The sequence below is a fragment of the Pseudomonas sp. A-1 genome (assembly GCF_004801855.1).
GTDB lineage: Bacteria > Pseudomonadota > Gammaproteobacteria > Pseudomonadales > Pseudomonadaceae > Geopseudomonas.
This window is the reverse complement of record NZ_SSTC01000046.1, coordinates 18343-35513: the sequence shown is the minus strand read 5'-3', so window position 1 is coordinate 35513 and position 17171 is coordinate 18343. Positions and strand designations below refer to the sequence as shown.

The following is a 17171-nucleotide window of genomic DNA, read 5'->3' as shown; positions in this document are numbered from 1 at the left end:
CGTGCAGCGGCGCAGGTCGCTGCAGGCCAGCACGCCGACGGCAGCCGCCTGCGCCCGGATCGCCGCCGGCACCGCGCCCGGCGCCAGGCCGGCCGCGTCGTAGAGGCGCAGCCATTCCTGCAGCGCCATCGGCCTGAACCAGGAGTCGAGGCGCAGCTCCGGCTGGCCGTGGCGGGCGAGGATGATCTGCATGGCGCCTTCCGTGCGGCGGTTTCCTCCAGCCACTATAGCCGGCGTGCTCGCCGTTCGGCCGGCGAGCCGAGGGCGGCCCCGGGAGGAGGCCCGACCGGCTCCGGCCGCTGCTGGACAAATCGCCGGCGGCTGCGCATAACGCTGGTGCGGCTGTGGCAGTCGCGCGGCGCCACGAGGGCGCCGCTTCCCCCTGAATGGAGATTCGTGAATGGCAACTTCCCCCACCTTCGCCCGCTCGGCACTGCTGGCCATGGCGCTGGGCTGCTCCGCCATGCTCGCCGGCCTGCCGCTGGCGGCCAGCGCCGAGCCGGTGGCCCAGCAGCGCACCCAGGTGCCGGGCTTCTTCCGCATGGCGCTGGGCGAGTTCGAGGTGACCGCGCTGTACGACGGCTATGTCGACCTCGATCCCAAGCTGCTCAAGGGCGCCAGCGCCGAGGATATCCAGCGCCTGCTGGCGCGGATGTTCGTCGAGGCGGACAAGGGCGTGCAGACCGCGGTCAACGCCTATCTGGTCAACACCGGCAGCCAGCTGCTGCTGGTGGATGCCGGCGCGGCGCAGTGCTTCGGGCCGACGCTCGGCGCGATCCAGGCCAACATCGCGGCGGCGGGCTACCAGGCGGCGCAGGTCGACCACGTGCTGCTCACCCACCTGCATCCGGACCATGCCTGCGGCCTGCTCGACGGCGCGGGCGGCATGGCCTTCCCCAACGCCAGCGTGCACGTGCCCAAGGCCGAGGCGGACTACTGGCTGAGCGCCGAGCTGGCGGCCAAGGCGCCGGAGGACCGCCAGGGCATGTTCAGGATGGCCCAGGCGGCCCTGGCGCCCTACGTCGCCGCCGGCCGCCTGCAGCCCCACGGTGAGGAAGGTCCGGGCATCGCCGGGGTGAGCGCCGCGCCCAGCCCCGGCCACACCCCGGGGCACAGCGGCTACCTGTTCGGCTCCGGCACCCGCCGCCTGCTGGTGTGGGGCGACATCGTGCACAGCCACGCGGTGCAGTTCGCCCGCCCGGACGTGGCCATCGAGTTCGATGTCGACAGCACCCGAGCCGTCGCCACCCGGCAGCGCGTGCTCGCCGATGCGGCGCTCGACCGGCTGTGGGTGGCCGGAGCGCACCTGCCGTTCCCCGGCATCGGCCACGTGCGCACCGAAGGCGAGGGCTACGCCTGGGTGCCGGTGGAGTACGGCCCGCTGCGCAGCGACCGCTGATTTCGGCCGCCGGCAAGGCGCCCGGCGGGCGCCCTTGCTAGCCTTGTCCGAGGCGGTGTGCGCGGAGATCGAGGATGGCCGGACGACTTTCCCTGCTGGCCCTGACGCTGGCCCTGCTGGGCGGCTGCGTCCAGCACGTTTCCCCCGAGCATCCCGAGGCGCTGCTGCCGGATAGCTCGGCGCAGATCGAGCCCGGGCTGACGCGGCGCTCCCAGGTGCACGAGCGGCTGGGGCCGCCGCTGCTGGCCAGCGACTACTGGGGCTTCGAGCTGTTCCGCGCCGACACCGAGCAGTCCGCCACGATGTTGGTGATCGCCCCCTGGCCGGTGCCCTTCGCCCATATCAAGGATCGCCTGCTGCGCTACAGCCTGGTGGCTTATGACGACGAGGCGCGCGTCGTCGCGGTGGACAGCGGGCTGGTCCGGCGGCCGACTGACTGGCGCAGCATGTCGCCCATCGAGACCGACTTTCTGGCGCTGCACCTGCGCAGCGGCGACCTGTTGTTCTTCGTCGTTCCGGACGGCGAGCGGCGCGAGAACCTGCTGGCCGCCCCCGCGCTGCGCGACGCCTGGCTCGAACGCGCGCACGGCGCGGCCGACTGCACCCTGGTGCTTGGTTGCGGCGCCCAGGGCTGCCCCGACCGGCTGGCGCTCGACGGCCAGCCCGCGCAACCCCTGCCGCTGCGCCTGAGCGATGCCTACTGGTATCGCGAGGGCGAGCAGCAGGCCTGGCTGCGCGGCATGCTGCCGGCGGCGGGCGAGGCCGCGCCGTCCTGGCTGGATACCCTGGTGGCGCTGCGGCTCCCGCCGGGTGAGCACAGGCTGCAGTTTTCCGCCAGCCATCTGGATGGCCGGCAGTTCCATGGCCTGAGCTGCCGGGCGGGAGAGGTGAGCTATCTGCAGATCGACGCCACCGCCGACCAGGGATTCTGGCGCCAGGAACTGGTCGACTGGCGGTTCGAGTCCAGCCGGACGATGCCGGCTGCCTTCCGCCGGCGGCCGCTGGTGCTGATGGGCGACGGGCATTGGTTCGTCGAGGATCGGTGATCCACCTGTAAAACCCTTACAGACGTTTTACAGGTGTAAGGCCGGGCATTTACAGCCGGCCTGTCCGGTGGGCAGCCGTTCAAACCCACTGTTCCGCTGAGAAAATCAGTAAAAACAACAGCTTATGCGTATCTCTCGGGCTTGGCACGCAAGCTGCTCTGCTCCGTTCGGGGAGTCGCAACAGGCTCTCCCGACAACAGAACAATGAACGCCGGCCCTGTCTGACCCCCACCCTGCGGGCGCGCCGGCAACAGTCTGGAGCGCTGCCATGCACGACTCTTCCGCCCCGGGTGCCGGCCTCAGCCGCCGGCGCTTCATGTCCCTGTCCGCCCAGTCGCTGGCGCTGCTCGGCGCCACCGCGGTCAGCAGCCAGCTGATCCCGGTCACCCTGCTCGCCGACGAGGCGCGGCCCGTTGCGCTGCCCGAGCTGCCCGCCGGCCTGCTGCAGATGGGCCGCGACATCTTTCCCCACGACCGCCTCGCCGATCAGCACTACGCCAAGCCGCTGGCTGCGCTGCTGGACAAGCAGGGCGTGCTGGTCCGCCAGGGGCTGCAGACGCTGCAGGCCAGCGCCCGCGAACGCCACGGCAAGGCCTTCGAGGCGCTCGCCGAGAACGACCGCGTCGCCCTGCTGCGCGCCATCGAGACCGGGCCGTTCTTCCGCGAGGTGCGCACTGCGCTGATGTTCGGCATCTACGACAACAAGGCGCTGTTCCCGCTGTTCGGCTACGAAGGCTCCTCGGTGGAGAAGGGCGGCTACGTCAACCGCGGCTTCAACGACATCGACTGGCTCTGAGCCTCCTCATCACAACTCCAACAACGAGGGCTGACTCCATGGCAGCGAAATTCTCCCAGGACGACGGCGACGTCGTCGTCATCATCGGTTCGGGCGCCGGCGGCGGCACCCTGGCCAACGCCTTGGCCAAGCAGGGCATCCGCGTCGTCGTGCTGGAGGCCGGCAAGCGCTTCGAGATGTCCGACATCGAGAACGACGAGTGGGCGATGTTCAACAAGATCTCCTGGCTGGACAAGCGCATCGCCACCGGCAGCTGGGACGTGGCGCGCAACCACCCGAACCTGCCGGCCTGGATCGTCAAGGCGGTCGGCGGCAGCTCGATGCACTGGGCCGGCGTGGCCCTGCGTTTCCGCGACTTCGAATTCCGCATGCGCAGCGAGAACGGCGCCATCAAGGGCGCCAACCTGCTCGACTGGCCGCTCGACTACGCCGAGCTGGAGCCCTGGTACGTCAAGGCCGAGCAGCACATGGGGGTGACCGGCCCGAGCACCGGCATGCCGTACCACCAGTGGCACAACTCGTTCAAGGTACTGGCCGCCGGCGCCCAGCGCATCGGCTACAAGGAGATCCTCTCCGGGCCGATGGCGATCAACACCCAGCCCTACGACAACCGTCCCGGCTGCATGCAGGTCGGCTTCTGCATGCAGGGCTGCCGCATCGGCGCCAAGTGGTCGACCCTGTACACCGACATCCCGCGCGCCGAGGCCACTGGCAACTGCGAGGTGCGCCCGCAGTCCATGGCGCTGCGCATCGAGCACGACGCCCGCGGCCGGGTGAATGCGGTGGTCTACGCCGACGCCGAGGGCCGCCAGCAGCGGCAGAAGGCGCGGGTGGTGTGCGTGGCCGGCAACTCCATCGAGTCGCCGCGCCTGCTGCTCAACTCCGAGTCGTCGACCTTCAGGGACGGCCTGGCCAACTCCTCAGGCCAGGTCGGGCGCAACTACATGTGCCATACCACCGCCGGCATCTACGCGATCATGCCCAAGCCGGTGCACATGTACCGCGGCACCACGGTCGCCGGGATCATCTCCGACGAGTCCTACAACAACCCCGAGCGCGGCTTCGTCGGCGGCTACCGGCTGGAGATCCTCTCCCTCGGCCTGCCGTTCATGTCCGCCTTCCTCGACCCGACCCCGCAGGGCTGGGGACGCACCTACGCCTCGCGCATGGAGCGCTACGACCACATGTCCGGCGTGTGGCTGTGCGGCGAGGACCTGCCGGTGGAGAGCAACCGCATCACCCTGCACGCCAGCGAGAAGGACCAATACGGCCTGCCGGTGCCGGTGGTGCACAAGGACGACCACCCGTTCGACAACGCCATGCGCGACCACGGCGTCGAGCAGACCCGCAAGTGCTACGAGGCGGTCGGCGCCACCGAGGTGATCCGCCTGCCGTCCTACCCGGCCAGCCACAACATGGGCACCAACCGCATGAGCGCCAAGGCCGCCGACGGGGTGGTCAACAAGTGGGGGCAGAGCCACGACATCCCCAACCTGTTCGTCTCCGACGGCAGCCAGTTCACCACCAGCGGCGGACAGAACCCGACCCTGACCATAGTCGCGCTGGCCCTGCGCCAGGCCGACCACATCGGCAAGCTGTTCAGCCAGCGCGCCCTCTGAATCCCGATACGGAGCCGATCACATGACCGCACCGAACCATGCGCAGCGTCTGTGGATGTTCGAGCAGATGCTCGTCAGCCGCTACCTGGAAGAGTCCATCGAGCGCATCTACATGGAAGGCAAGACCCCGGTCTTCAACATGGCCAAGGGCCCGATTCCCGGCGAGATGCACCTGTCCAACGGCCAGGAGCCCTGCGCCGTCGGCGTCTGTGCGCACCTGAATGCCGAGGACGTGGTCACCGCCACCCACCGCCCCCACCACATCGCCGTGGCCAAGGGCGTCCACCTCGACGCGATGGTCGCCGAGATCTTCGGCAAGAAGACCGGCCTGTCCGGCGGCCGCGGCGGGCACATGCACCTGTTCGACCCGCGGGTGAACTTCTGCTGCTCGGGGATCATCGCCCAGGGCATGGGCCCGGCGGTGGGCGCGGCGCTGTCGCGCCAGCTGCAGGGCAAGCCGGGTGTCGCGGTGGCCTACATCGGCGAGGGTGCCGCCAACCAGGGCGCCTTCCACGAGACGCTGAACCTGGCCGCGCTGTGGAAGCTGCCGGTGGTGTTCGTCATCGAGGACAACGCCTGGGGAATCTCGGTGGCCAAGCAGGCCTCCACCCCGATCGAGCGCAACTACGTGCGCGCCGCCGCCTACGGCATGCCCGGGGTGTTCGTCCCCGGCAACGACGCCGACGCCATCTTCGCCGCCGCCGGTGAGGCCATCGAGCGGGCGCGCGCCGGGCAGGGGCCCACCCTGATCGAGATCGAGACCTCGCGCCTGGCCGGCCATTTCATGGGCGACGGCGAGCAGTACCGGCCGGCCGGCGAGAAGGAGGCGCTGCTGGCGCGCGACCCGATCCCGGCCTACCGCCAGCGCCTGCTCGACGCCGGCGTGCTGAGCGAGGCGGCGGCCGAGGAAATCGCCGCGCGCGCCCGCGGCCGGGTCGACGAGGCGGTGCTGTTCGCCCGCGACAGCGCCTATCCGGCGCCGGAAGAGGCCATGGACTGCGTGTTCGTCTGATTTCCCCCACCGAATTGCCAGGAGTTGCAGCATGAGCAGCCCAGTGAAAGAAAGAAAACTCACCGTCGCCCGCGCCATGGCCGAGGCGGTGGCCCAGGAAATGCGCCTCGACCCGCGCGTGTTCGTGATGGGCGAGGACATCGGCCAGCTCGGCGGGGTGTTCGGCAACACCCGCGGCCTGTTCGAGGAGTTCGGCGGCGCGCGGGTGCGCGATACCCCCATCTCGGAGACCGCCTTCATCGGCGCGGCGGTGGGCGCCGCCTCCGACGGCATGCGGCCGATCGTCGAACTGATGTTCGTCGACTTCTTCGGCGTGTGCATGGACGCCATCTACAACCTGATGGCGAAGAACACCTACTTCTCCGGCGGCAACGTGCGCGTGCCGATGGTGCTGATGGCCTCCACCGGCGCCGGCTACTCGGACGCCGGCCAGCACTCGCAGTGCCTGTACGGCACCTTCGCCCACCTGCCGGGGATGAAGGTGGTGGTGCCGAGCAACGCCTACGACGCCAAGGGCCTGATGACCGCGGCGATCCGCGACGACAACCCGGTGATCTTCCTGTTCCACAAGGCCCTGCAGGGCATGGGCTGGCTGGGCACCGAGAAGGGCGCCACCGTGGCGGTGCCTGAAGAGAGCTACGTCGTCGAGATCGGCAAGGCCAGGACCGTGCGCGAGGGCACGGACGTGACCATCGTCAGCCTCGGCGCCGGTGTGCACCACGCCCTGCGCGCCGCCCAGCAGCTGGAGCAGGACGGCGTCAGCGCCGAGGTGGTCGACCTGCGCAGCCTGGTGCCGCTGGACCGCGAACACGTGATCGCCTCGGTACGCAAGACCGGTCGGCTGATCGTGGTCGACGAGGACTACCACAGCTATGGCGTCAGCGGCGAGATCATCGCCAGCGTGGTCGAGCACGACCTCGGCATGCTCAAGGCGTCCCCGCAGCGGGTGGCCTTCCCCGACATCCCGATTCCCTTCACCCCGGTCATGGAGCAGTGGGCGCTGCCCAGTGCCGAGAAGATCGTGGCCGCCTACCAGAACCTGAAGAGCGAGGAATGACCCATGACGACCCCAATCGTGATTGCCGATGACCTGTGGGACGGTGACGCCGAAGCGGTGATCACCTCATGGCTGGTCAGCGACGGCGCCGAGGTGGCGCCGGGCGACCTGGTCGCCGAGATCATGTCGGAGAAGGCCCAGTTCGAGATCGAGGCGCCGGTGGCCGGCGTGCTGAAGATCGTCGAAGGCGAAGACGCGGTGATCGCCAAGGGCGCCACCATCGGCGTGGTGGAGTAGCCCATGGGCCAGATGCACACCCTGCCGCTCAAGGGCATGCGCAAGATGATCGCGGCGAAGATGAGCGAAAGCCTGCGCAGCGCCGCGCAGCTCACCCTGCACGCCGAGTGCGAGCTGACCGCCCTGCAGGCGCGCCGTGCGCGCCTCAAGGCGGCCGGCAGCCAGGCCTCGCTGCAGGACCTGCTGCTGCACGCCATCGTGCAGACCCTGCGCGAGCATCCGGCGCTCAACGCCACCCTGGAGGACGAGGTGATCACCCGCCACGCGGCGGTGCACCTGGGGCTGGCCATACCGCTGCCGGACGACCTGCTGGTCGCCCCGGCGCTGTTCGACGCCGGAGCGCTCGACGTCGACGGCCTGGCCGAGGCGCGCCGCGTGCTCACCGGCAAGGCGCTGGCCGGCAAGCTGTCGGTGCGCGAGCTGACCGGGGCGACCGTCACGGTATCCAACCTGGGGCTGTCGCGGGTACGCTTCTTCACGCCGATCCTCAACGTGCCGCAGGTGGCCATCGTCGGCATCGGCTGCAGCCAGCGCCGCCTGCAGCGCGCCGCCGACGGCAGCCTGGTCGAGGCCGACTTCCTCGGCCTGTCGCTGACCTTCGACCACCGCGCGGTCAACGGCGCGCCGGCCGCCGAATTCCTCGATGCGCTGTGCCGGCGCATCGAGGGTGGCGAGGGCGCCGGTAACTGAGCTGCGCACCGCCATGGATGGCGGCTGCCCACCACGCTCCCGAGGCCGGCTCCCATGCCGGCCTCGGCATTTGCGGCGAACGCCGGCACCGCGCAGGGGCGCGGTGCGGGGCTTGGGATGGGGCGATGAGCTGCGCGGCTACCCTTGCAGGCAGCCACGCCGCCGGGGATGGCTCAGGGGCGGTCCTCGGGGGAGGGCAGCTGCCGATCCTTGTCGTCCGCCACCGAACTGCGGAAGCCCTTGATCGCCTCGCCCACATCGCTGCCGAGACTGCGCAGGCGCTTGCTGCCGAAGACCACCAGGACGACCAGCAGGATCACTACCCAGTGTTTCCAGTCGAAAATACCCATGGTTGCTGCTCCTCTGTGGAGTGGGTGCCGTTCACAGGCCGTGCGCCTGCCGGTCGGCGTGGTAGGACGAGCGCACCAGCGGGCCGGCGGCGACGTTCCTGAAGCCCATCCTGGCGCCTTCCTCGGCGAACCAGGCGAAGGTGTCCGGATGGACGAAGCGCTGCACCGGCAGGTGGCTGCGCGACGGCTGCAGGTACTGGCCGAGGGTCAGCATGTCGATGTCGTGCTCGCGCATGCGCTGCATGGTCTCGATGACTTCCTCGTCGGTCTCGCCGAGGCCGAGCATCAGGCCCGACTTGGTCGGCACGCCGGGCACGCGCTGCTTGAACTCCTGCAGCAGGTCCAGCGACCACTCGAAGTCCGAGCCCGGACGCGACGACCTGTACAGGCGCGGCACGGTTTCCAGGTTGTGGTTGAACACGTCCGGCGGCTCGGTCGCGGTGATGTCGAGGGCGATCTCCATGCGCCCGCGGTAGTCCGGCACCAGGGTCTCCAGCTGCACGCTGGGCGACAGCGCGCGGATCTCGCGCAGGCAGTCGGCGAAGTGCCGGGCGCCGCCGTCGCGCAGATCGTCGCGGTCCACCGAGGTGATCACCACGTACTTGAAGCGCAGGTCGGCGATGGCCAGCGCCAGGTTGTTCGGCTCGTCGGGATCCAGCGCATTGGGCCGGCCGTGGCCGACGTCGCAGAACGGGCAGCGGCGGGTGCAGATGTCGCCCATGATCATGAAGGTGGCGGTGCCGCCGGAGAAGCACTCGCCGAGGTTCGGGCAGGAGGCTTCCTCGCACACGCTGTGCAGCTTGTGCTGGCGCAGCAGCTGCTTGATCCGCTCGACTTCGGGGGTGACCGGGTTGCGCACGCGGATCCACTCCGGTTTCTTCAACGGCTCCCCGGTCGGAATGATCTTCACCGGAATGCGCGCCACCTTGTCGGCGCCGCGCAGCTTGGTGCCGCTTGCCATTGCGGCCGGTTGGCCGGCAGTGTGCTGGAACTCCACGTCGATCTCCGCTGGTTGGGAAGGGATGAGGTCTGCTCACAAGGCCGGAGCAAGACGCGGGCCAGCGGCCAAGTGCCCGGAATACGGGGCTTGCAGGCGATGGTGCTGCGCCGGTAATGCGTTACACCTGTAAGCGCCTTTACAGGTACGTTGTCAGGTGCAGTGGACGGGTTCCGGGCGGTTGCGTCGGATCGACCAGCGCTGACGCGGCTGCAGCGCACTTTCGGTCCATGGCACGCATCCTGCTCCTTGGCATCCGGGCTGCCCGGGGCTGCTTCCCGCCCGCGGTGGCGGTCAATCGACAACAGTGAGGTGACATGAGTCTGATACGACGCCTGCCGGTCGAGGCCGGCCTGGATGCCGAGCGTGCGCTGCTGGAGCGGGTGCACGCCGGCGACATCGACTGCACGCTGCTGCTGTGGCGCCCGCAGGACGCCGCGCTGGTGATGCCACGGCGCCTCGAGCGGCTGGCTGGTTTCGCCGCCGCGGCGGCGAGCTGCGCCGAACTGGGCTGGCCGGTGGCCCTGCGCGACACCGGCGGCGAGCCGGTACCGCAGTCGCCGGCGGTGCTCAATGTCGCCCTCGCCTGGGCCGTGCCGGCCGGCGAGGCCGAGCAGAAGCGCATCGAGAACGCCTACCGGCACCTGTGCGATCCGCTCTGCGAGTGGCTGCTCGAACAGGGCCTGGCGCCGGATCTCGGTGCGGTGGAGGGAGCGTTCTGCGATGGTCGCTTCAACGTCACCCTGGCCGGGTGCAAGCTGGTCGGCACCGCCCAGCGCTGGCGCAAGCGCGGCAGCGACGGCCGCCACGTGGCCCTGGCGCACGGCGCCATCCTCATGGAAAACCTGCGTGAGGAAATGGTGGACGTGGTCAACGCCTTCTATCGCGACTGCGCACTGGACACCCGCTGCCGTGCGGCCAGTCATGTGGCGCTGGACGAGTGCGTGGAGGACGCCTGGGCGGCGGCGGAGGTACTGGAGGGCTGCTACCGGCGCAGCCTATTGGCGGCAGGCTTGCCGGAGCCGGTCCGGTAGGGTGCGCCGCGCGCACCTGATGCCCGCACCCGATGGGCGGGTGCGCACGGCGCATCCTACGAAAAAACGGTACCGCCCGCCTCAACCCTGGGCGTTGGGCGGCACGATGTCGTAGACCTTCATCCAGCGATACACGGTTGGCCGTGACAGGCCCAGTTCGCGGGCGGCCGCGCTGACGTTCCAGCGATGGCGGCGCAGGGTTTCCGCCAGCTGCGCGGCCGGATCGCCGGCGGCCACCTCGAGCACCGGCGCCGGCGCTGCGGGCTGGCGCGCGCCGACGCCCAGCAGGCACTCCTCGGGCAGGTCGGCGGCGGTGATCTCGCCATCCTCGCAGGTGGCCAGCGCGTACTGCAGCACGTTGCGCAGTTCGCGGATGTTGCCCGGCCAGGCGTAGCCGAGCAGGGCGCTCATGGCGTCGCCGCGGATGCGTGCCGGACGCTGACGCTGCTGGCTCAGTTCGGCGAACACCTTCTCGATCAGGTAGCCCTTGTCGGCCCGCTCGCGCAGCGGCGGCAGGCGCAGCACGGCGCCGTTGAGGCGGTAGAACAGGTCCTCGCGGAATTGCCCGGCGTCGATCATCTGGCGCAGGTCGCGGTGGCTGGCGGCGATCACCCGGATGTCGACCTTGACCGGCTTTTCCGCGCCCAGCGGCATCACTTCCTGTTCGGCCAGCACGCGCAGCAGGCGGGTCTGCAGGTGCAACGGCATGTCGCCGATCTCGTCGAGGAACAGGGTGCCGCCGTCGGCCTGCTGGATCAGCCCGCGCATGCCTTTGCTGCGCGCGCCGGTGAAGGTGCCCGGCTGGTAGCCGAACAGTTCGCTTTCGATCAGCGACTCGGGTACGGCGGCGCAGTTGATCGCCACGAACGGTGCCCTGGCGCGCCGGCTGCTGTCGTGCAGGGCGCGGGCCAGGCGCTCCTTGCCGGTGCCGGTCTCGCCGTTGAGCAGCACGTTGAGCGGCTCGTCGCACAGGCGCCTGGCGCGGGCGAGCATCTTGCGCATCAGCGGGTCGTCGTCGGCCAGTTCGTCGAGGGCGCAGCGTGGCGTCTCGGTGCTGGGGGCCGTCGCGGTAGGCGCAGCCCGTCGCGGCTCCATCAGCGCGGCGAAGTACAGCGCGTTCTGCCGGTGGGTGCGGAAGGCGCGCACGTGGTCGGCGCTGGCGTAGGGGATGCCGAGGATGTCTTCCAGCTCGCAGTCGAACAGCTGCTGCACGCCGACCCTGGGCGCCATTGCCGAGGGCCTGACGGGCAGCTCCAGGCCGCACTGGGCGAGCAACTGGCGGCCGGCGGTGTTGGCGGCCAGCAGGGTGCCGTCCTCGGCCATCGCCAGCAGGTAGTGACGGTTGATCAGCACGAACTCGCGCGAGCTGTCCAGGCAGAGGATGTACTGCTCGCGGTAGCGGCGCAGGAAGTAGGCGTCCTCGATCATCCGCGCGTACTGGCGCACCAGCTGCAGGGCGAAGGTCTGCGAGTCCTTGGACGGCGGCGAGTGCAGCGCTGAGATGTCCAGCACGGCGAGCAGTTGGCCCTGCGGGTTGAAGATCGGTACCGCGGTGCAGGTCAGGCTGATGTGGTGGGCGCTGAAGTGGTCGCGATGGTGGCAGGTGAGCGCCTGCTGCTCCTTGATGCAGGTGCCCACCGCGCAGGTGCCGGCGTGGTCCTCGCTCCAGTCGGCGCCGAGGTACAGGCCGGTCTTGCGGTGCGCCGCCTCGTCGTCGGGGTTGCCGAGGAACTGCACGGTGATGCCGCGGCTGTCGGTGAGCAGCACCACGTAGCCCAGTTCGGCGATGTGCCGGTACAGCTGCTCGACGCCGGCGCGCGCCACGTTGAGCAACTCGTCGGCCTGGTCCTGATGGTCGAGCAGCACCTGGCGCGGCACGAAGCGCGGCGGCGCAGGCTTGGCCGGGTCGAGGCCGTAGTCCTCGATGCAGCGTTTCCACGAGCGGGAGATCAGCGGGTCGAAGCCGGGACCAGCGAGGGCCGGGGCGGCGTCGGCGGCAAGGGAGAGGACGGTGTCGACGTGGGCACTGCCGGGCAGGGTGATACGCATGCGGCCTCCTCGGATCACCGGTGCTGCACTGGCCTGGCCGCAGGCCGTCGGTATCCGCAGTGACGATCTTGTTCTTGTGGCGGCACGCCCTGTGGCGTGCCGTGCGAGTGAGCTCTGAAGGGCCAGTGTACCCCTGCCGCGACGCCGCTGCGAAGTCTGTAAAGCCTGTAACGGCGGGCATTACAGCTGTAAGCCGGTTTGACGGTCGACTGTCTCGGCACGGGCTGCGCCGGTCGCCGCGCGCTGGCGAAAACTCCCGGGAAATCAGTGCCCTGAACGAATCCGCCGGGCCTGGCACGGCTCCTGCGAAAGAGCCGGTAGCCCGCCGCCAGACCGGTGGGCACGCCCACAACAAGAACACTGACTCAGGAGCATTCCCATGACTTTCGCGACCCCAGCGCGCGGCCTGCCCGGCATGCGCGGCCTGCAGCACATCGGCATCACCGTCCCCAACCTGGCCGAGGCGGTGGCCTTCTTCGTCGAGGTGCTCGGTTGCGAGCCGTACTTCACCTTCGGCGAGTTCCGGTTCGACGACGACTGGATGGAACGCCACCTCAACGTGCACCCGCGCGCCGCCATCCGCGACTTCCAGATGGTCCGCTGCGGCAACGGCACCAACCTGGAGATCTTCGAGTACAGCGCGCCGGACCAGAATCGCCGTCTGCCGCGCAACAGCGATGTCGGCGGCCACCACCTGGCCTTCTACGTCGACGACATGGACCAGGCGGTCGCCTACCTCAAGGACAAGGGCGTCACCGTGCTCGACACGCCGAGCACCTTCACCGACGGTCCGGCCGCTGGGCTGACCTGGGTGTATTTCCTCGCGCCCTGGGGTCTGCAGCTGGAGCTGGTCAGTTTCCCCGAGGGCATGCAGTACGAGGAGGCGCACACCCGTCTGCTGTGGGACCCGCGCTTTCCGGCGCAATAGCCGCGCCGGGCCGCGACCTGCCAGGGCGCAGGTCGCGGCGTCCGCCCCACCCACCATTTTCCGAATCCATCTCCGGACGCGAGCGACAGGCCTGCGCGGCCAGCCGTGCGCCGGTGAGAAAACAACAAGAGAGAGGAGCCACCATGTTGCCCATCTGCCTGCTGTCCCTTCGTCGCGCCCCCGAACTCGATGCGCGGCTGTGGATCATCCTGTGGGGCCTGGTCCTGCTCGGCGCCGGCCTGTCCTGCAGCCGGCCGGCCAGCGCGCTGGACCTCGACGCCGGCGACTACGTGCCTGCCGCCGCCGGCACCACCCTCGGTCTGCTCTACCTGCAGCAGGCCGAACGCGACCATCTGTACCGCGACGGCCACCGCCTGGCCGGCTCGCCGGGGCTGGATTCGCAGATCGGCATCCTGCGCCTGGTGCACTATGCCGACCTCGGCGGCTACCGCGTCGCGCCACAGATCCTCCTGCCGTTCGGCCGCCTCGACGGTCGCCACGACGGCAACGCGCTGGGCGACAGCAGCGGCCTGGCCGACCCGATCCTGGCCATGCCGGTGTGGCTGCTCGAGCAGCCGCAGCGGCGGCGTTTCTTCGCCATCACCCCTTACCTGTTCGTCCCCGTCGGCCGTTATGACCACGACCAGCCGCTCAACCTCGGCGAGAACCGCTGGAAGCTGACCCTGCAGGCCGGCTACGTCACCGGCCTCGGCGACAGGCTGGCGCTGGACCTGGCGGCGGACGTGACCTTCTACGGCGACAACGACAGCTATGGACCGCTGAGGTTGAACCACGAGCAGAAGCCCAGCTACCAGTACCAGGGCTTCCTGCGTTACCCACTCGGCGACACCCTCGACCTGCGCGCCGGGCTGTCCTGGCAGCACGGCGGCGAGAACTGCCTGGACAGTTCCTGGCTGGACGACAGCCAGCGCACCGGCAAGTGGTCGGCGGGCTTCGCCTGGTTCTTCCGCCCGGATGCCCAACTGGCCGCCACCTTCGGCCGCGACCTGGCGGTGGACAACGGCTTCCGCGAGGACAGCCGGGTCAACCTGCGCCTGCTGTACGCATTCTGAGCGCCGGCTCGGCTGCGGCGGCGGCTGATGTCCTCCCGGGCGCAGGCCTGCCGCCAGGCCCGCTTGATGCCGCCGGCCAGCAATGCCCCGAGTAGCGGCTCGACCCCCATCGATTTCCCCTCATCCCGGTTTGCGCAAGGCGCCTGGGCGGCAGCCAGGCGGCTGGCCGTGGAATTGACCACAACCGAGGGGCTGCCGGCGCTACTCGATGCTCAGTGATTCGATCCAGCGCAGGCCGGGAACGATGTCGTCGCGCAGGCCGGGGAGAAGGGGGAGGGCGCGTGGCAGACCACCTTGCCCCGCCCTTCGAGACACTTGAACTCCTTCATGGACACCGGGTCCAGGGCGCTGGCGAAGGCCGACGAGGTTGGTTTTTGTCCGCGTTTTCTCCAGTTTTCCTCTGATTTTGCGAGCGTCGCCGGGCTCAGAATGGCTGCGGGCTGATTCGGCATGGCGTGGTTTTGCATTCGAAAATTAGTTGACGATTCAAGTGAATGATGTAATTTTTGTTCCAGCTCTTGAGCGGTCTCCAGTCGAGCGGAGGCCCCGCTAACAAAAACAATTTCTGCAAGAGACTCGCTATGACAACGCTGATCTCCCGGTGCGAGCTGGGCGCCCCCGCAGGGCTGAAGGTCGTCATCAAGGACTCCATCGATATCGCCGGCATGCCGACCCGTCTGGGTAGCCGAGCATGTGACGAGGTCCGTCCCGCCGAGCAGCACGCGGAGGTGGTCGAGCGTCTGCTGTCGGCCGGCCACCGGATCGTCGGCAAGGCCGCGATGCATGAGCTGGCCTTCGGCGTCACCGGCATCAACCTGCATGCAGGTACCCCCATCAATGCACGCTATCCGGAGCTGATCCCGGGTGGCTCCTCCAGTGGCTCTGCCGCTGCCGTGGCTTCCGGACTGGCCGATTACGCGCTGGGCACGGATACCGGCGGCTCGGTTCGCGTGCCGGCTGCCTGCTGCGGCGTATTCGGCTTCAAGCCGACCTTCGGCCGCGTCAGCCGCGCCGGTGTCTGGCCGCAGAACTCGTCGCTGGACTGCGTTGGTCCCTTCGCTGCGGACCTGCAGACCCTGCAACTCGCCGAGCAGGCGATCGATCCCTCGTTCAAGCCCGGTGCAGTCAACGCGCCGATGCGCTTCGCGCTGGTCACCAATACCTGCGCCCAGCCGTCTGTGGCCGCGGCGCTGGATCGGTACCTGGCGCCACTGGCCCTGGACCTGAGTCGGGTCGAACTGCCGCTGCTGGCCGAGGCCTTCGCTGCCGGGCTGGCAGTGATCAACGCGGAAACCGCGCTGGCGGGCGCCGACTTGCTGGCCAGCGGCAAGCTGGGGGCGGATGTGGCTGCGCGCCTCAGGGGGGCCGGTGAAACCTCGGCTGCAGAGGTGCATGCAGCGGAGCAGGTGCGCACGGCTTTCGGCGCCGAAGTGGATCGGCTGCTGGAGAACTGCGAGGTGCTGGTCATGCCGGCTTTGCCAAAGGGGCCGATGGCCCTGCAGGACGCACTGGCCGGGCAGACGGACCTGAACATGACCGCGCTGGCGCGGCCTTTCAACCTGTCCGGTCATCCGGCGCTGGTCATCCCCTTCGAGGTCGACGGCCGTCCGGTCGGAATTCAACTGGTGGGTCGCAAGCATGCCGATGAGGTGGTCTTTGCGGCGGCACAGCAGTTGCTCAGAGCGGCTGATGCCGCCCGTAACAATAAAGACAACAACTAGGGAGGCGGGCGAATGCCTGGTTATCAGATCGACAAATCCCTCTGGGGCGGGGAGACCGTGTTCGATGCCCTGCTTGCCGAAGTACGCAAGCGCCGTCAGGAGTTCGAGGATCAGCAGTTCATCTCGCCGGACATCATCGACTCCTTCAAGCGGGTGGGGGTCTACCGCGCCATGGTCCCCAGGACGATGGGAGGGGACGAGCGATCACCGCTCGAGTTCCTGCAGATGGTCGAGGCGATGGCCGCGGCCGACGGTTCGGCCGGCTGGGTCGCCAGCTTCGGCATGAACCCGGCCTACCTGGCGGCACTGCCGCCGCAGACCATCGACCAGGTCTGGTCCGGGACGCCGGATGTGGTGTTCGCCGGGGGGATCTTTCCGACCCAGCCGGCGAAGAAGGTCGACGGTGGCTACATCGTCAGCGGCCGCTGGAAGTTCGGCAGCGGCTGCATGGGAGCTTCGCTGATCGGCGTTGGCATCCAGCCGGACAACGGCGAGCCGCTGCCGCGCATGGCGGTAATGTCCGCCGACAAGGTGAAGATCGAGCCCAACTGGGACGTGATCGGCATGGTCGGTACCGGCAGTCATGACCTGGTCGTGGAGGAGGTATTCGTACCGGAAGAGTGGACCTTCGTCCGTGGCGGCAAGCCCAATGTCGATGCGCCCTTCTTCCGCTACCCGACGCTGGCCTTTGCCGCCCAGGTGCTGTCGGTGACCACCGCTGGCCTGGCGCGCGAGGCGCTGGATGTGGTGCAGGCGATGGCGGCGGGTCGCCAGTCGGTGACCGGGGCGCCGAACCTGGGCGATCGCGAATACGTGCAGATCGAGATCGCCAGGGCCGAAGCCAAGGTGCGCGCCTCCCGCGCCTTCTTCTACGGCGCGACCGAGGAGGCCTGGAACAGCATCCTGGCCGGCGGCGAGCCCACTCGCGAGCAGGTCAACCTGATCCGCCTGGCGACCACCAATCTGGCGCACGAGTGCGCCGAGGCGATCCGCTCCACCTACCAGGTGACCGGCATGACCGGGACCTACAACGACCATCCGCTGTCGCGCATCGTCCGCGACTCGATGATGTGTACCCAGCACGCCTTCATGGGGGCGATCACCCTGAAGAACGCCGGTGCCATGTTCTTCGGCCACGACCCGCTGCCGGGCTACCTGTAACC

General features: G+C 69.2%; 15 protein-coding genes and 2 pseudogenes. 13 read left to right on the top strand and 4 right to left on the bottom strand.

Features of this window, described 5'->3' with window-relative positions:
* Window positions 1-192 (bottom strand): annotated as a pseudogene (locus tag E5198_RS21560) (fructose-2,6-bisphosphatase); the annotation flags it as partial.
* Between the two features lie 208 nt (window positions 193-400).
* Here E5198_RS21560 and E5198_RS12410 point away from each other — a divergent pair.
* The 8 genes from E5198_RS12410 (at window position 401) to E5198_RS12375 (ending at window position 7856) form a co-directional block, all read left to right on the top strand.
* The gene (locus E5198_RS12410) at window positions 401-1399 is read left to right on the top strand and encodes an MBL fold metallo-hydrolase (protein ID WP_136490309.1); all 999 of its coding nucleotides are present in this window, start codon (window positions 401-403) and stop codon (window positions 1397-1399) included.
* Window positions 1400-1473: 74 nt separating this feature from the next.
* Window positions 1474-2445 carry a hypothetical protein gene (locus tag E5198_RS12405; RefSeq protein ID WP_136490308.1) on the top strand — a complete coding sequence of 324 codons (972 nt, stop codon included), beginning with the start codon at window positions 1474-1476 and terminating at the stop codon, window positions 2443-2445.
* A 268-nt stretch (window positions 2446-2713) separates the two neighbouring features.
* The gene (locus tag E5198_RS12400) at window positions 2714-3241 is read left to right on the top strand and encodes a gluconate 2-dehydrogenase subunit 3 family protein (protein WP_136490307.1); all 528 of its coding nucleotides are present in this window, start codon (window positions 2714-2716) and stop codon (window positions 3239-3241) included.
* A gap of 38 nt (window positions 3242-3279) precedes the next feature.
* Entirely contained in the window at window positions 3280-4860 is a 1581-nt protein-coding gene (locus tag E5198_RS12395) for a GMC family oxidoreductase (RefSeq protein ID WP_136490306.1), read from the top strand.
* 22 nt (window positions 4861-4882) lie between these two features.
* Window positions 4883-5872, top strand: coding sequence for a thiamine pyrophosphate-dependent dehydrogenase E1 component subunit alpha (locus tag E5198_RS12390; RefSeq protein WP_136490305.1), 990 nt, complete (start codon window positions 4883-4885; stop codon window positions 5870-5872).
* Between the two features lie 31 nt (window positions 5873-5903).
* Window positions 5904-6929 carry an alpha-ketoacid dehydrogenase subunit beta gene (locus tag E5198_RS12385; RefSeq protein WP_136490304.1) on the top strand — a complete coding sequence of 342 codons (1026 nt, stop codon included), beginning with the start codon at window positions 5904-5906 and terminating at the stop codon, window positions 6927-6929.
* Between the two features lie 3 nt (window positions 6930-6932).
* Window positions 6933-7166 carry a lipoyl domain-containing protein gene (locus E5198_RS12380; protein ID WP_136490303.1) on the top strand — a complete coding sequence of 78 codons (234 nt, stop codon included), beginning with the start codon at window positions 6933-6935 and terminating at the stop codon, window positions 7164-7166.
* A gap of 3 nt (window positions 7167-7169) precedes the next feature.
* A complete protein-coding gene (locus E5198_RS12375; RefSeq protein ID WP_136490302.1) occupies window positions 7170-7856 on the top strand; it encodes a 2-oxo acid dehydrogenase subunit E2 in 687 nt (228 codons plus the stop codon).
* 191 nt (window positions 7857-8047) lie between these two features.
* Here E5198_RS12375 and tatA read toward each other — a convergent pair.
* Both tatA and lipA read right to left on the bottom strand, forming a co-directional pair.
* Window positions 8048-8206: pseudogene (tatA, locus tag E5198_RS12370) on the bottom strand (twin-arginine translocase TatA/TatE family subunit); the annotation flags it as partial.
* A 31-nt stretch (window positions 8207-8237) separates the two neighbouring features.
* Window positions 8238-9167, bottom strand: a complete 930-nt coding sequence (gene lipA, locus E5198_RS12365) for a lipoyl synthase (protein ID WP_136490300.1) — start codon at window positions 9165-9167, stop codon at window positions 8238-8240.
* 353 nt (window positions 9168-9520) lie between these two features.
* Here lipA and E5198_RS12360 point away from each other — a divergent pair, with 353 nt between their 5' ends.
* On the top strand, window positions 9521-10237 hold the full coding sequence (locus E5198_RS12360) for a lipoate--protein ligase family protein (RefSeq protein WP_136490299.1): 717 nt from the start codon (window positions 9521-9523) through the stop codon (window positions 10235-10237).
* 81 nt (window positions 10238-10318) lie between these two features.
* Here the strand turns inward: E5198_RS12360 and E5198_RS12355 are convergent, their stop codons facing one another.
* Window positions 10319-12286, bottom strand: a complete 1968-nt coding sequence (locus E5198_RS12355) for a sigma-54-dependent Fis family transcriptional regulator (RefSeq protein WP_136490298.1) — start codon at window positions 12284-12286, stop codon at window positions 10319-10321.
* 379 nt (window positions 12287-12665) lie between these two features.
* Between E5198_RS12355 and E5198_RS12350 the strand changes: the two genes are divergently transcribed.
* The 4 genes from E5198_RS12350 (at window position 12666) to E5198_RS12335 (ending at window position 17169) form a co-directional block, all read left to right on the top strand.
* Entirely contained in the window at window positions 12666-13214 is a 549-nt protein-coding gene (locus E5198_RS12350) for a VOC family protein (RefSeq protein WP_136490297.1), read from the top strand.
* A gap of 143 nt (window positions 13215-13357) precedes the next feature.
* Window positions 13358-14287 carry a transporter gene (locus tag E5198_RS12345; RefSeq protein WP_136490296.1) on the top strand — a complete coding sequence of 310 codons (930 nt, stop codon included), beginning with the start codon at window positions 13358-13360 and terminating at the stop codon, window positions 14285-14287.
* 581 nt (window positions 14288-14868) lie between these two features.
* Entirely contained in the window at window positions 14869-16008 is a 1140-nt protein-coding gene (locus tag E5198_RS12340) for an amidase (RefSeq protein WP_136490295.1), read from the top strand.
* A 12-nt stretch (window positions 16009-16020) separates the two neighbouring features.
* Window positions 16021-17169 (top strand): acyl-CoA dehydrogenase family protein, encoded by a 1149-nt coding sequence (locus tag E5198_RS12335; RefSeq protein ID WP_136490294.1) that lies wholly within the window; start codon window positions 16021-16023, stop codon window positions 17167-17169.
* The last annotated feature ends 2 nt before the right edge of the window (window positions 17170-17171 follow it).

Bases quoted from the DNA above. Each gene is read 5' to 3' on its own strand.
- E5198_RS12410 (WP_136490309.1), top strand. From the start codon at position 401: ATGGCAACTTCCCCCACCTTCGCCCGCTCGGCACTGCTGGCCATGGCG.
- E5198_RS12405 (WP_136490308.1), top strand. From the start codon at position 1,474: ATGGCCGGACGACTTTCCCTGCTGGCCCTGACGCTGGCCCTGCTGGGC.
- E5198_RS12400 (WP_136490307.1), top strand. From the start codon at position 2,714: ATGCACGACTCTTCCGCCCCGGGTGCCGGCCTCAGCCGCCGGCGCTTC.
- E5198_RS12395 (WP_136490306.1), top strand. From the start codon at position 3,280: ATGGCAGCGAAATTCTCCCAGGACGACGGCGACGTCGTCGTCATCATC.
- E5198_RS12390 (WP_136490305.1), top strand. From the start codon at position 4,883: ATGACCGCACCGAACCATGCGCAGCGTCTGTGGATGTTCGAGCAGATG.
- E5198_RS12385 (WP_136490304.1), top strand. From the start codon at position 5,904: ATGAGCAGCCCAGTGAAAGAAAGAAAACTCACCGTCGCCCGCGCCATG.
- E5198_RS12380 (WP_136490303.1), top strand. From the start codon at position 6,933: ATGACGACCCCAATCGTGATTGCCGATGACCTGTGGGACGGTGACGCC.
- E5198_RS12375 (WP_136490302.1), top strand. From the start codon at position 7,170: ATGGGCCAGATGCACACCCTGCCGCTCAAGGGCATGCGCAAGATGATC.
- lipA (WP_136490300.1), bottom strand. From the start codon at position 9,167: ATGGCAAGCGGCACCAAGCTGCGCGGCGCCGACAAGGTGGCGCGCATT.
- E5198_RS12360 (WP_136490299.1), top strand. From the start codon at position 9,521: ATGAGTCTGATACGACGCCTGCCGGTCGAGGCCGGCCTGGATGCCGAG.
- E5198_RS12355 (WP_136490298.1), bottom strand. From the start codon at position 12,286: ATGCGTATCACCCTGCCCGGCAGTGCCCACGTCGACACCGTCCTCTCC.
- E5198_RS12350 (WP_136490297.1), top strand. From the start codon at position 12,666: ATGACTTTCGCGACCCCAGCGCGCGGCCTGCCCGGCATGCGCGGCCTG.
- E5198_RS12345 (WP_136490296.1), top strand. From the start codon at position 13,358: ATGTTGCCCATCTGCCTGCTGTCCCTTCGTCGCGCCCCCGAACTCGAT.
- E5198_RS12340 (WP_136490295.1), top strand. From the start codon at position 14,869: ATGACAACGCTGATCTCCCGGTGCGAGCTGGGCGCCCCCGCAGGGCTG.
- E5198_RS12335 (WP_136490294.1), top strand. From the start codon at position 16,021: ATGCCTGGTTATCAGATCGACAAATCCCTCTGGGGCGGGGAGACCGTG.